This is a genomic window from Sporosarcina koreensis, from assembly GCF_000826145.2.
GTDB lineage: Bacteria > Bacillota > Bacilli > Bacillales_A > Planococcaceae > Sporosarcina > Sporosarcina trichiuri.
Map to the genome: position 1 here is coordinate 1549401 of NZ_LN651337.1, position 14894 is coordinate 1564294.

The following is a 14894-nucleotide window of genomic DNA, read 5'->3' on the forward strand; positions in this document are numbered from 1 at the left end:
GAACTTAGAAAATGACCAAACTCCGGTTTTGCCTCTGTTTCTGGTGCCAAATCTCAAGTTTGGCAGTGAACCGAATCCATGGATGCGTGCAAAACCGCTTGTCGAGTGGATTTCTTTGAACTTGAATTGTCACACACTTCCAATATGCGCTTTTGTCCCAGTCCCCTCTCTCCGCTATACTCATTATACAGAGAAGGGATGAGACGAATGGATGTGCTGAGTGTCGGATTGGAAGGGATGAAAGGGCATATGGTGCGGGTGGAGGCGAAGGTACGGTCGGACAAGGAACAGTTCGTGATTGTCGGGCTGCCGGATGCATCCATCAAGGAGTCGAAGGAGCGGGTGCTGAGCTGCCTGCATGCACTTGATGCCGACCTGGATATGAAGAAGGTGACGGTGCATCTGTCGCCAGCGGACAAGCGGAAGACCGGTACGGGGTATGATGCGGCGATGCTGGTGGCTGTGCTGCGAGAGGTGCTGGATGAACCGATCCCGTTCGATGACCGGACGTGCATCCTCGCGTCCCTGTCGCTTGATGGTCGGCTGGAGCCGTTCCATGGGCTCATTCCGGCGATCCAGCAGGCGGTGCAGCTCGGGTTCAAGCGGATCCTCCTGCCGCCTGTGGATGTCAGGCAGCTCGGTGACAGCCTGCCTGCGGAGCTTGTGACGCTGTCGGACACCCGGCAGCTGCTGGACTACTTGCGGGGACAACTTGTCATGGAGACGGCGGACGTGCAGGTGATGGAGGACCGGAGTGACACGGCGCGTACAGACGAGCCATCGACGGACTTCTCCTCTGTCAGGGGACATCACGACGTCAAGCGGGCGCTCGAGGTTGCCGCGGCAGGCGGCCATCATGTGCTGATGACGGGACCGCCAGGCTGTGGGAAGAGTATGCTGGCGGATGCATTCCCGGGCATTTTGCCGGATTTGCCGAATGATGAGATGCTCGAAGTCTACAGTGTCTATCATCTGGCGAAGGAAAGCCGCGGGTTCTCGGTCCGACCGCCGTACCGATCGCCGCATCATTCGGCATCCGCGATATCGCTTGTCGGCGGCGGGACGTATCCGAAGCCGGGAGAGATTTCGCTTGCCCACCGCGGCGTGCTGTTCCTGGATGAGCTCGGCGAATTCTCCCGGAAGACGCTCGACATGCTGCGGCAGCCGATGGAGAGTGGTGAAGTGACAATCAGCCGCGTCCGCCAATCGGTGACCTATCCGGCGTCATTCCTGCTGCTCGCAGCGACGAACCCATGCCCGTGCGGTTATTATGGGTCGTCCGAGCGGTATTGTACGTGTACCCCACAGCAGATCCGCGCCTACCAGCTGAAAGCGTCCGGACCACTGCTCGACCGTCTCGATTTCGTGCTGACGCTGAAGAGTGTGGGTCTGAAGGAAGACACGCCTGCCGAGACATCAGTTGCCATCCGGGAGCGCGTAACACGGGCACACGGCAAGCAGCAGGCGCGCTATGGAGGCGACGGGCTGAACGGCACTGTCCCCGGCAGCCGGCTGCTTGCGACAAGCGGTCTGACCGACTCCCAGCTCGAACGGATCGGCACTCTCTGTTTCGAAGAGAAATGGAGCAACCGGACGCAAGTGAAACTGATCCGGCTCGCCCGCACCATCGCCGACCTGGCCGGCATCGACACGGTCTCCGAGGAAGCCATCCAAGAAGCTGTCCGCTGGAAACGGCAGGCGGCAATTGCACAGCAGCCACCCATCACCCAGCAACCAGGAAAGGAGTGAAGCCATCCATGCCACCGCGGAAACGCAATTGGCGGCCAGGCGCTTATTATCATGTCATCATGCGGGGTAACAACCGGGCGAACGTCTACAATGATGACCAGGACAAATACCACCTCATGCGCTGCCTCGCCGATGCGCATGAACGGTTCCGCTTCCGGATCCTCGCCTACTGTGTCATGTCGAATCATTACCACATTCTCATCACCTCGGACGACGAGCTCAGCAAGATCATGGGCCTCATCAACCGGCGCTACAGCGATTACTACTCGAAGCGGTACCGGCACGTCGGCCGCATCTACCAGCGTCGCTATTACGCAAAGGCTGTCAACACGCCCGCCGGCCTCCTCATCGTCAGCCGCTATATCCACCGAAACCCGATCGAAACCAGAATCCCCATGGTCAAGGAATTGACCGACTACCAGCACAGCTCATTCAACTTCTACGCATCACCGGACCAGCCCATGCCAGACTATCTCGACACCGAGCGGCTCCTGGACTGCCTGCCGACTTCCTATGAGCGGAACGCGAACGGTTATTGTCTGTACTGCCTGCAGGAACTGGGAGAGCAGGACGAAGAGGAGATGGCCGTGTGGATGAAGGAGATGACATGAATAGGTATTGAGATGACCACTATAACCTCCAACCGACCGCTATTCTTTTGCGATAGCGGTTTTATTGCGTCTTCTCATCTCAGTTTGTCAGGCGGCGGACAGATTGCTGCGAATAGGAATTTACGCTGACCTCCAGCAACAGAAAAAGAGACCACCATCCCCGGAGGGACAGTGATCTCTCTTTTCGACTCAGCATACAATTCACAGAATTGTGTCTGAATTGTGTGGCGCACAGGCACCGGTTGCTAAGGAGATGCTTGGTGAAAATATGCGTTGTTTGATTGGGGGCTTACATTGTATCTGAGTTGTGTGATGCACAGGTCACCACACACTATTGAACTTTGGCAACAGAAACAGGAGCAAAACGGGATTTTAAGCATTTTGCAGAGTTACGACAATTCGCACGCTGTCCTCCAGCAACAGAAAAAGAGACCGCCATCCCCGAAAGGGACAACGATCTCTCTTTCACTCATTCATCAATTTACAGAATTGTGTCTGATTTGTGTGATGCACAGGTCACCGCATACTTTGTTACTTTTTTACAGTAGCAGTAACGACTGTATTAGCCTTAAGTGGGTTACCACCAAGGTCCGTTAGGAAACGGTCGCCGTTCTGATCAAGCTTTGTTCTAAGCTGAACAGTTTTACCAGCGTAATCGATTGTATCATTCAAAGTTAGAATGACAACTTTATCGTTTGTATCAGAAACAGCTGTTGTAGAAGCGTTATACTTCGCACCGTTTACAAGAACTTCGAAGTTGCCAGCAGCTTTTGTAGCGTCAGTGATGTCAATAGACTCAGAGAATGTCAATTCAATTTTCGCATTACCAGTAATAACTGCTGTAGACAATACAGGCAATGTGTTGTCTTTAAGACCGTTAACTGTAACTGCTGTTGGAAGCATCTTCGCTCCGCCAGTAGTTGCTACGTTAGCTACTGTCAATGAATAGTTACCATCACGCTTAACAGTGTCTTCGTTCAAGTAGATACGTGCTACGCCACCAACAACCTCTGTACCGTCTTTAACTGTTTCATACTCAATCTTTGTATTAGAAGCCAATGGTACCCCAGCAAATGTGTAGTTTGCAGGATTTTTAGCTGTCTTAGCATCAATGTCTTTTCCTTTGAATCCTACAACGATTGCTTCTTCGTTCTCATCGAAAGTAACAAGACCTTGAGCTGTCTGTGGAACAGACGGAGCAATACCTTCTTCTTCATCCTTGCTTACTGAGAAGTTTACTGTATCTCCCGCAAACGGATTTACAGTTTCATTTCCAACGAGTTTCTTACCAGCTGCTTCAGCTTGGTCAGATACGATACCTTTAGGCAATGTCAATACGTAGTCACCTGCAAGCAAAGCATCGCCAGCTTCGTTCAAGAAAGCTTCTGCTGCAGCTGCTACATCCGCATTTATCCCCCCTGCAGAATCAACAGTTCCAAGTGTAGCAATATCAATAGTTGCCTTGTTGTCAGCAATCGTGCCAATATCAGCTTTAGGAATTGTAAGAGTCTTAGTCTCTTCACCAACTGTAAGCTTCAAGACAATGTCCTTAGTAGCTGTATCTGGAGTAGCTAATACATCTGAATCAAACGGACCATCGTAGAATGGAATCACAAGTTTTGTACCATCTGTAAACTTAGTCTTTGTGATAGTTGTCTTACCATCTTCATCTGTGTTCTTAGTTTCTTTTACTACAACAGGAGCTGTAAGATCTTTTACAAACTTCTGTACTTTAGTAAACTTGTTGGCTTTTTTAGTGTTTTCAGCAGCAGCCGCTTCAATCTTACCACCATCAGCGCCTGTAACTTCTACTGTATAAAGAATTTCGGTTGAAGTACCATACTCAATGTCAGTTGAAACATCAACAGTTGTAGAAGTTGCTGCATCCGCTGTTCCACTATAGACTGTATTTCCTTCAGAATTTTTGACTACAACTTTAGTATCAGCCTTAGGAGCAGCTGCAAATTTTACAACAAACTTACCTTCTTCTGTTTGGTCAATATTTGTAACAGCTGGAGCTACATAATCCTCAGTTGCTTCCTGTGGATCTACAACATTAACGATTGCTGTTTGAATATTTCCTGACACAGCATTTCCTGCAAGGTCATGCACACCAACTGCTTCAAATGCAAATTGACCAAGTGCAAGGTCACCAAGACCAGCTGCGTTTGCAATTGTAAGTTCAGTATTATCTCCAGCAGTATTAAGTGTTACATTAGCTGTAACATTCTTACTGTCAAGATAGAATTCAGCCCCATCGATATCAACAGGCTCATTAAATTTAAAGACAACATCTCCATCACCTGTTACACCAAAATCAGTAACATTGTTTGATTTGATGTTGCCATCTTTGTCTGTACCATACAATGTAGCAGCAACTTCATCTTTAGCTACAAATGAACTTTCCTGAGTATCCAACAATTTGCCGTCAGCTGTCTTTACATTACGTACCTGAAGCTTTGTTGTTTTACCTTTTACTACTGTGTTTCCTTCGTTATCAATAACAAGAGCATCTGCAGTAGCTTCTGCATTTTTATCAGCCCAAATCACATGAGATGGGTATGTTGCTTCAATCGTTACAGACTTACCATCTTTTGAGAGGGTTGCCTTGTATCCCTCAGTTACAGGAACACCTTCTGTTGTAACTACTGGATTTAATGCTCCAAGCGAGTTTTCAACATCAGCATCTGTCAATGCAGCATAGTAATTATCCAAATTTTCAGCTGATTCTTTATCGACTTTACCAGTGAAGTTAACCTGAATCTTTGTGCTGTTAATCGCACTTACCGACTCAACCTTCAACTCTCCAGCTGCAGGTGTAGCAGGAACGATCTTGCCATCAACAATAGTACCTTCTACAACATTAGCATTTTTCACTTGCTTGTCAGATTGAGCAAGAAGTGCAAATGCTTCAGTTGTATTAGCCGCATTATCGAGAGCAGCATTGAAAGAAGCGATTGTGTAATATTCTCCGTCAGTTGACTTAAGAAGAGTTACATCAGAGCTTTTAACAAGATCGCTGTCGAATGCAGAGTTGAATTGGCTGTTTGTCAGGCTCAGGTTCTGGCCATTAACAGTTACAACGAATTGATCAACTTTGTAATCTGCTTTTGGAGTGGCAGCTGATGCAACAGGGATGATTGCAGAAGAAGCCATAACTGCAGCTAGTGCAGATGCAGACAACACTTTGAATGGTTTTTTAGTCATTATATAGTTCACCTCATATTGTATTTTCACATTGCATGCGTAACTTAAGAAAAAAGGGAGACAGTACGCTATCTCCCTTTTTCAATTACTTAACTGCTTTCAGTACTCCAGCGTTGATGTCCGCATCAGAAACAGTACCATCGATTTCAGTCAGGTAACGCTCTGCATTGAACTCGTTAACTGTGAAGTTATAAACTTTAGTTCCAACAGTCAATGTGTAAGCATTTGCTTGCATTTCAGCAGGCAATTTAGTCTTGTTGAAACCAACAACTTTCATTCCAGCTGGGTTAGTTTTGATTGTTACGTCTGCATTCAATGATCCAAGAGTCACAGCAGTCTCACCTTTCTTAACCAAAGCAGCCTTAGCAGCATTCAAATCGCTAGTAGCTTTAGTAACTTGTGCAGCTGTTGCAGTTGCATTAGCAGCTGTGTTCTTCGCAGCAGTCAAGGCTGTCTGGAAGTTTGCCCAAGTTCCTGCAGTGTACTCTGACTCGTTAAGAGCATTAGCAGCCGTAATTGCAGCGTTCAATGCAGTCTTATCAACTGATCCTGGGTTCAGGTCTGCTGGAAGCTCAGAGATCTCAGTCATACCGGAAATCTGGATTCCGCCTGCAGACAACAAGCTCTTCGAGATGTTGATTGTGTTTTCAGTTGTCTTCAGAGTGTTGTTCGGAAGAACAATACGTACCTGATCGTATGCATCCTTACCATCAGCCGGCTTGCTGTCTTCAAGCTTGGCGATAGAGCCTTCAGGAAGTTTCAATCCGTTTACTGTGTAGTTCGCAAGGTTCAATGCATTGTCAACATTTCCTGTATAGCGTACAGGTGATGTGAACGTAAGGACGATTTCGTCTTTCTGATCATCAGACAGATAGAATGAAAGACCGTCATAAGTTGCACCGTTGTCCAGTGACTTAACCATGAACGAAGCAGGGGACTTAACGACTGTGAAGTCTTTAGTCAGTGTAGCTGCCGCGTTGCCCACATCATCAGATGCGTTACGTACAACAATCTGCCAGTTTTCTTCATAGCTGTTCTGGTCCACAAGACCTTGAAGTTCCTTGTCAGGCTTAACGAGGATCTTCGTATCTTTCAGATCTTCGTTATAGTAGCTTTCGATCTTACCTGGAACTGTTACCTTCTTACCGTCTTTGTCAGTACCGATGAATTCAACGATAGTTTGTGGAATAGTAGTTCCCTGAAGTTGTGAAGGTGTATCTCCTACAGAATCAAGTCCAGCAACTTTGATTGGTTTGTTGAATTCAACAACCCACTTGTCTTTATCCACACCGGAAGTGATCTTCATTGGTGCGCTTGCGAATACTGGGCTTGTTGTGTCAGGTGAATTCAAAGCAGAATTCGATACGTTCAAGCTCAATTCCTGCTTCTCGTTCTTCTTACCATTTGCATCGTTCATAACAGTCTGTTCTTTGAGAACTACACGATATTTATGGTTGTAGTAGTTTTCATTAGTGTTCTTCGTATCATAGATACGTGTCCAGTCTTTATCCAGCTCAAGCTTGTACTCCATGCCTGGAACGACAGTTGTCACTTTCCAGTCGAAGTTCTTATCAATGAAGCCGTCGAAGTTGTTCTTAGTAACCCAGTTGCCATCCTCGTCTTGAACTTGGAATTCAAGATCAGATGCATCGAAACCAGATACCGGTGTGTTGAATGTCACACGGAGTTGCTCTGGCGATTCAACAGAAACAGCAGCTGCAGGGATTACATTGTTCACTGGAACAACGAAGTCAAGTGTCTGGTTAGACGAGAAGTTGTTGTTGTCAGTGCGTGATGCGTAGTCGCCTACTTTAGTTACCTGAACGCTGTGCTTGCCATCTTTCATGTACTTGTCAGTTGTAACACGTACAACATGACGGCGATCTTTACCGTTCTGGTGGTATTCACCGAACTCGCCTGCTTTAGCAAGTTTAACTGTTCCGCCATCAATTGAAAGGTCTTTGTACGTATCAACTGGCTCAGAGAAAATAAGATCGATTGTGCGACCGTCGATGTAGTCAACAGACGTCAATTCAGGTGTACGAGCATCAGTAAGGATGAATGAACGTTCGCTGTTCTGCTGGTTGCCGTTTGCAAAGAATGAAGAATAAACTTTCACTTCTTTGTTATCAGTCAACACATGATCTTCAGTCAGGATAACTTCGATCGCTTTCGGATTGTTAGCGACTGCTTTCAGTCCGCGGATTTTGAATCCTGGCTCGTTTGCCTGAGCGATTGCAAGCTGAGCGTTCGGCTTGAATACTACATTGCCGTTAGCATCAGTTACGAAAGTATCTCCATCCATCTTCAAGAAAGTAGCTGGGTTTACATTTTGATCGAAGAATACTGTCAAACGATCAGCAGAGTTAGACTCAGTAGCTGTGATTGTCGGTGCTTTTTGACCTACTTCGTCAGAAACAGGCTTGAATTTAACTTTTGTTTCGCCGACAAGATTACCGATTTCGTCGTTCCACTTGGACTCATCCGCAGCTTCGATCAGACGAGCTGTAACGATTGCTTCGATGTCCTTCTTGCTGAATTCAGAAGTGAGGACAACTGTTGCTACACCATCTTGAACAGTTACACGGGAGTGTGCAAGCTGACCATAAGTTGTAGTGAATGCAAGTACGAGATCGTCAGCGTCTTTATTTACTTCGCCAGTTTTTGTATCAATGATCTGTGCAGTGATGACAGTGTTGTCTGCACCGTTTGCAGTGATCGTAGAGCTCTTCGCTTCGAGCTTCAATGTAGTACCTTCTACTACTACTGGTGGCTCTTCAGGGTTTTCGATATTGATGCGGTCTTTCAGAGCATACAAGAACTTCGCGAAGTCGCCACGCTTGATCGGGTTACCAGTACCAAATTGAGTATCGTTGATACCATTTGTTACTTTGTGAGCGACCAATGCGTTTACAGCGTTCTTATAACGCTCGGAAACGTCTGTGAATTCATTATTAGTGTCGCCAGCTTTCAAATCGAAAGCTTTTTGAAGCATAAGTGCAGCTTCTCCGCGTGTCACGTTATCTTCGAAACCGAACTTTGTAGTCGTTTTACCGCTGATAACTCCAGCTTCTTTCAAAGAGTTGATAGCAAGCGCGCCACGCTTAGGCACATCAGTGAACCCAGCTGAAGGTGCTTTCTCGTTGTTCAGGCCCGCAGCGTTCGCGATCATGATTGCAACGTCGCCACGTTTGATCTGCATGCTGATGCCGAATTGCTTTTCAGTCATACCCTTTGCGATGTTGTTTTCTACAACAAAGTTCACTGCATCCTTATAAGAAGCAGGTACGTCCGTGAACGCAGAAGTCGATACATTCGCAGATGCTACTGGTACGATCGCTGATGCGACCAAAGTAGCTGTTGCAGCTGTTGCTACAAACTTTTTGTACGATTTTGGTTGTTGAGCCATTGTGTAGTATTCCTCCCTGTTTTAGGTAATCCTATTTCACCGATGTTGCCACCGGTCATGAAATACAGTTTAACTATACCACCGATTTCTCTGTAAATCTACAAATCTTCAAAAAGATTTCAAGGATTACAGAGAAATTGCAGTATCTAAACTCTTATTCTATTATACACATGCGATTTTCCATTGCAACCATTTTCATGTGCAGCCAAACATTTCTTTTTCAAAACATTCCGGAACCCCTGTTACAGCAGTATTACTGCGGTTTGACAACCATACCGGGCAGGTTCCGTCCCTTTACTATCGGTTGATTTCGTCTAGTATTTAGCTTTATTTTCTTCCATTTAAAAACCCACGAACGATTGTCATAATCGTTCATGGGTTTTCCATGGAGTCTATATTATTCCAATTCCGGTTTGATAGCTCCGTCTTTCGACACGACCGTCACCGCTGCGAGCAGGAACGCGAGCCAGACGGACGCGGATGGAGCCGTCAACGTGTGCCCAGCCGTATAGGCGATACCGATCCCTATGAGGAATGCGACACCCGCCAGGATGCTGAAGTAGGTGAAGTTCTCTTTCAGGTTGGTTACGAGTTTCACTATGAATTTACCTGCGAACCAGACGATCGGAGCGACCATATAGATGAAGCCGAGTATTCCGAACGAGAAGAACCAGTCATGGAAGTCCATCTCGATCATCTTGAGCGGCTTATGCGGCGCCGGTGCATCGTAGTTCCCGGCGAAGCCCATGCCGAACAGCTTCTGGGAGATCGGTGCATCCTTGAACTGATCGACATAATCCGCCTTGTATGTCTCCCGGCTGCTGAAGACGAGGTTCTCGAACTGCTCGGCGTTGATGAGCGGCTCTTCCGGTTCTTCCTCCCCGTCCGGCGGCAGTTCGTTGCCGTCCTCATCGACAGGTTTCTGCGGTTTCTCGAGTGAGATGCCGAGGATGTCGAGGTGTGCATACATATTGCCGAACACCGGTGTGAACGGTGTCGAGACGACGAGTGCAATCAATAGAAGGAGTGAGACGAACGAGTTCGCCTTCACCCGCTGGCGTGCCGGATACTCTTTTGTCGTCAGCAGCAGAAGCAGACTGCCGAAGAAGATGCTCAGCAGCACGATCAAGATGCCGCCATAGCCGACCTTCGTGCCGAGCGCAAGCATCGAGATCGACAGCAGGACGAACGGCAGCCAGTGCAGGAACTTGCGCGTCGTCGTCTGTTTGTAGACGGCGAACAGTGCGGTGATCGGCAGAAGGATCGACATGGATGCGCCGATCTCATTACCGGCATAGAACCAGCCGGTCCAGCCTTCCTTCGAGCGTGCGTAATTGGACATGCTCGTGCCGGTCAGGTGCGCGATGATGAACACAACGCTGATTGTCAGAGACGCAATCAGGAAGTAGTTTACGAGCTGACGCGCCGTGTCGGAGCCGTCCTCTTTTTTCATAGCTTCCAAGATTAACAGGAAACCGAAGAACAGGACGTGGAAGTAAACGACCTTCGTATAGTATGTAAGTTCCTGCACGATATAGAACGGTTCTTTGACGGTATATCCGACGATGAAGTTGATGATGACGAATACGGCCAGCCCCGCCAGATAGAGCAAGTACAGCCGGGCCCGTTTGCTTTTCCGTGACTCGTTGAGTATCCAGACGGCCATGACGGCGAGGTATGCGAGACGAATGATGACGCCGAGCGTCAACGGAAGGTCGATGAACAAGAGCGACGCCGTGGTGAGGACATCGATGATCGGCTGGATCATGACAAACGCCACCAGCGCTAGCATGATGTTGTGTCGGTTAAGTTCCATTGGGGCAGGTTCCTCTTTCGTTTATTGGTTTGGTGGTTCGCGTTTGGGATATTGGTGGAACCCGGGTGCCTGTGTGCGCCACAATTCGCTTTGGTGCGCGAATGGTGTCCCACACAGGCACCCTGGAGTTCCGATTCTGCTTTCCTGCGTCGGAAACTAGTCTGTCACACCATTCGCGTTCCTCCGCGAATTGTGTGACAGGCTGGGTTCCTATGAATGGGAGAGCCCTTGGACAGAGAGATAGCCCTGCAAACATGGCTCCGTGGTTTTGGCACGGTTGGGTTCGGCCGGATGGTGCGCTTGGGTGGCGGGTTCACCTTACCCGGGATACCGGTGCACGCCACAATTCGCTTTGGTGCGCGAATGGTGTCGTGCACAGGTACCCTGGAGTGTGCGCGATCCCACGGGTTGCCGTCTACTCCCCCTATCCCCGTCAGTTCTTCGAGTTGCCGAGGACGTGGGTGCGGAAGCCGGCGTCTTCCCATTTGGTGCGGTCGATGCAGTTTTTGGCGTCGATGAGGAGCTTGTCCTTCATGAGGCCGCTGACTGCCGATGGGTCGAGTTCCTTGAAGCTGTTATGGCTGGTCAGAATGACGATCGCCGACGCGTCCTTGACGGCGTCTTCCAGGTTCTGCGTCTGCAGGGCGAGTTGGTTTTGCTTGATGTGCGGGTCGTACGCCGACACGATCATGCCTTTCTGTGTCATCTGCTCGATGACGTCGAGTGACGGGCTTTCGCGCATGTCGTCGATGTTGCCTTTGAACGCAAGACCCAATACTGCCACTTTCGGCTGCTCGGCGTTCAGGGCCGCCAGCAGGTCCGCTGTCAGCTGCGCCGTATACTCCGGCATCCCGTCATTCGTTTTACGTGACAGGTGGATCAGCTTGGCAAGCTCAGGATTCAGCTCGACGAGGAACCATGGATCGACCGCGATACAGTGACCGCCGACGCCCGGTCCCGGCTGGTGGATGTTGACGCGCGGGTGGAAGTTCGCCAGACGGATCGCTTCCCAGATATCGACGTCGATCGTCTCCGCGATCTTCGCGAGTTCATTCGCAAACGCGATGTTGACGTCGCGGTACGTGTTCTCCATCACCTTGACGAGTTCCGCTGTCGTATCGTCGGTCTCGTGCAGTTCCCCTTTGACGAATGAACGGTACAGTTCGGATGTGGCGCGTGCGGATTCTTCGTTCACCCCGCCGATGATGCGGTCGTTCGACACGAGTTCCTCGAACACTTTGCCCGGGATGACGCGCTCCGGTGAGTGGGACACGAGGATGTCTTTGCCGATTTCAAGCCCGGTCGGCTCGAGTTCCGGAATGACGATATCCTGCACCGTCTTCGGCGGAACGGTCGATTCCAGGATGACGAGGTTGCCTTTTTCGACAAATGGTGCAATGGATTTCGACGCGGACCGGATGTATTCCAGGTTCGCGGTCTTGTCGTCTTTGATTGGCGATGGCACTGCCAGGATGAAGACGTCCGCTTTCTCTGGTGTCGTCGACACGGTCAGATTGCCGCTGTCGATCGCTTCGTTCAGTTTCTCCTGCAGCCCGTTCTCTTCGATATGCAGCTGTTTGTTGCCGATCATCTCGACTGCTGCTTCGTTGATGTCGACGCCGTGCACTTTGTGGCCGTGGGTCGCGAACATGACTGCCGTCGGGAGGCCGATGTAGCCGAGTCCGACAATACAAATGCTCTTTTTCATGGGATTCTGCCTCTTTCCTTCTATAGAAAATGTCATTGCTCTTATTTGGATTTATCCGCTAGGACGCGCATGAGGAAACGCGGCAGGTTCATCTGCCGTTTCAGCCGCTTCGGGTCGCTGCACAGCCGGTAGAACCATTCGGTACCGGTTTTGCGGAACAAGGCCGGTGCGCGTTTGACGGTTCCGGAGAACACGTCGAAACTGCCGCCGACACCTTGAAAGACTAGGACGTCACGGAGTCGGTCCATGTTGCGCCGGATCCACAATTCCTGCTTCGGGGAGCCGAGCGCGACAAAGAGGATTTTCGCACCGCTGTCCTGGATGCGCTGCACGAGCGCTTCCTCGTCCTGTTCGTAGCCGTCGGTCATGCCGGCGATCGGGATGCCGGGGTAGTCGCGCTGGATGTTGGCCACGGCTTTTTCGATCACTTCGCGTTTCGCGCCGTACAGGTAGACAGGCTGCTGGTCGCTGGCCGCGAACTGCAGGAGCCGCGCCATCATGTCTACCCCCGTGACGCGGGACGTAATCGTTCCTTTTTTCAGTTTTGATGCGAGCAGGATGCCGACGCCGTCCGCGATCTGGAACGTCGCGCCGTTGATGAGGTCCTTGACCTGCGCGTCTTTCTGCGCGGTCATGACCTTCTCGGGGTTGACGGCGATGATCGTCGACTGCTCGCAGGCATTCATCCGCTCGCGGATCTGTTCGATGATGCCTTCATATGTCAGAGGCGAGACGTTCACGCCTAAGTAGCTCTCTTTCATTCCTGGGTGCCCCCACTTCTTGCTGTACTTTCAATTGTCTTAGTATAGCAGAAACGGGAACAGCTTGCACAGCCTGTTCGAACAGTGCTAAAATTACCCCGACAGTCTGCTCACTGGAGCGGGTTTTGATCTTAAAAATAACAGCCCATCGGGCACGGCCTTCTGAAGCTTATCGTCCGCTTTCCGCGGGCATGGCTTCAGCCGCTTCCCTCGCTTCGCTCAGTCCAGGGTCTTCAGCTCATGCTATTCCCGCAGGAGTCGGACGAACGCTTCTCCAGCCCTAACTGTTGCGCAAGGCATCCTTCTTGAACGGACGTCGTTCTATTATAAGGAGATCCGTTGATCGGAGTGCAGGGCGGCGACTCCTGCGGGATCAGTCAAGGAAGCAACCTAAGTACGCGGCGTCCTGCCGCAACGGTTGCATGACCTGCATCCTGCAGGCCCGCGTCCGTCTGCAGCGCAGATCAACATGCTATACATATTTAATTACCACCCAAGGAGGAAGTTCGATTGAAGATTGTATTGTCCGGGTTTTACGGATTAGGAAATACAGGTGATGAGGCGATTTTGAAGGCGATCATCGATAACTTGCGGGCGGAGCTGGACAACCCCGAAATCACGGTGTTCTCGCTGTCGCCGGAGAAGACGGCGTCGGATCACAGTGTGTCGGCGGTGTACCGCGGCTGGCGCCATGGCAACAAGGAGAAGATCAAGGCGCTGCGGAAGGCGGACCTGCTGATCTCGGGCGGCGGCGGGCTGCTGCAGGACACGTACCCGACGAAGTTCCTGTTCGGCCCCCTCCCCTACTACCTGCTCATCGTGCTGCTCGCAAAACTGTGTGGCACGAAGGTCATGTTCTTCTCACAAGGCATCGGCCCAGTCACGAGCAAGTGGGGCAAGACGCTCATGCAGGGGCTCGCGAACAAGGCCGACTTCGTGACGGTGCGCGACGAGTATTCGAAAGAGTACTTGCATAACCTCGGCGTAACGAAACCGGAGACGGTCGTGACGGCGGATATCGTCTTCGCGTTCAAGCCGGATGAGGATACGTCGGCGTATGACTCGCTCGATCTGACTGGTGATGAACGGCTGGTGGCCGTTGCGCCGCGCCCTTGGTTTGATCACGAAGACGAATACATCGAGAAGCTCGCGTGGACGCTCGATGAACTGATCGAGCAGCGCGGTGTGACGCCGGTGTTCGTGCCGATGGAGCCGCCGTACGATACGAACGTATCGAAGAAGGTACAGGATCGTATGAAGCATGCGGAGGCAACGAAGATCCTCGGCGAGCAGTTCTCGCCGAACCAGTTCTACAACTTCATCCAGCAGACGGACCTGATGATCGCACTCCGCTTGCATGCGCTGATCTTTGCGGCGCTGTCGAACGTGCCGCACGTCGGCTTGAGCTATGACCGCAAAGTCGAGAGCTTCCTGAAGCGCTCGGGCATGTGGGAGCACTCGTATGATCTTGGTTCCTTCGCGAAGGAAGACCTGCTCGAAAGTGCGCTGTATGCGCTCGATCACAGCGAGGAACTGAAAGAGATGATGGCGCCTCACGTCGATGTGTTGCGACGTGAGGCGATCCGCAACGTCGATCTGCTGCGGGAACAGTTTTTGAATGGAGGCCGTTAAG

At 50.4% G+C, this 14894-nt stretch carries 8 protein-coding genes; 3 read left to right on the plus strand and 5 right to left on the minus strand.

Annotated features, from left to right (window positions below; all coding sequences use genetic code 11):
- Window positions 1-198 precede the first annotated feature (198 nt).
- Entirely contained in the window at window positions 199-1749 is a 1551-nt protein-coding gene (locus tag BN1190_RS13360) for a YifB family Mg chelatase-like AAA ATPase (RefSeq protein ID WP_244898719.1), read from the plus strand.
- Between the two features lie 8 nt (window positions 1750-1757).
- Window positions 1758-2360 carry a transposase gene (locus BN1190_RS13365; protein WP_040287500.1) on the plus strand — a complete coding sequence of 201 codons (603 nt, stop codon included), beginning with the start codon at window positions 1758-1760 and terminating at the stop codon, window positions 2358-2360.
- Window positions 2361-2891: 531 nt separating this feature from the next.
- Here BN1190_RS13365 and BN1190_RS13370 read toward each other — a convergent pair.
- The 5 genes from BN1190_RS13370 to BN1190_RS13390 all read right to left on the minus strand — a co-directional run bounded on the left by BN1190_RS13370 (window position 2892) and on the right by BN1190_RS13390 (window position 13261).
- Entirely contained in the window at window positions 2892-5567 is a 2676-nt protein-coding gene (locus BN1190_RS13370; protein ID WP_040287501.1) for a SwmB domain-containing protein, read from the minus strand.
- 85 nt (window positions 5568-5652) lie between these two features.
- The gene (locus BN1190_RS13375; protein WP_052461886.1) at window positions 5653-8976 is read right to left on the minus strand and encodes an S-layer homology domain-containing protein; all 3324 of its coding nucleotides are present in this window, start codon (window positions 8974-8976) and stop codon (window positions 5653-5655) included.
- A gap of 397 nt (window positions 8977-9373) precedes the next feature.
- Entirely contained in the window at window positions 9374-10792 is a 1419-nt protein-coding gene (locus tag BN1190_RS13380) for an O-antigen ligase family protein (protein WP_052461887.1), read from the minus strand.
- A 433-nt stretch (window positions 10793-11225) separates the two neighbouring features.
- Window positions 11226-12500 carry a nucleotide sugar dehydrogenase gene (locus tag BN1190_RS13385; RefSeq protein WP_040287502.1) on the minus strand — a complete coding sequence of 425 codons (1275 nt, stop codon included), beginning with the start codon at window positions 12498-12500 and terminating at the stop codon, window positions 11226-11228.
- 41 nt (window positions 12501-12541) lie between these two features.
- Window positions 12542-13261, minus strand: a complete 720-nt coding sequence (locus tag BN1190_RS13390; RefSeq protein ID WP_040287503.1) for a WecB/TagA/CpsF family glycosyltransferase — start codon at window positions 13259-13261, stop codon at window positions 12542-12544.
- A 510-nt stretch (window positions 13262-13771) separates the two neighbouring features.
- On the opposite strand from BN1190_RS13390, the gene csaB reads away from it, so the two are divergent.
- A complete protein-coding gene (gene csaB / locus BN1190_RS13395; protein WP_040287504.1) occupies window positions 13772-14893 on the plus strand; it encodes a polysaccharide pyruvyl transferase CsaB in 1122 nt (373 codons plus the stop codon).
- The last annotated feature ends 1 nt before the right edge of the window (window position 14894 follow it).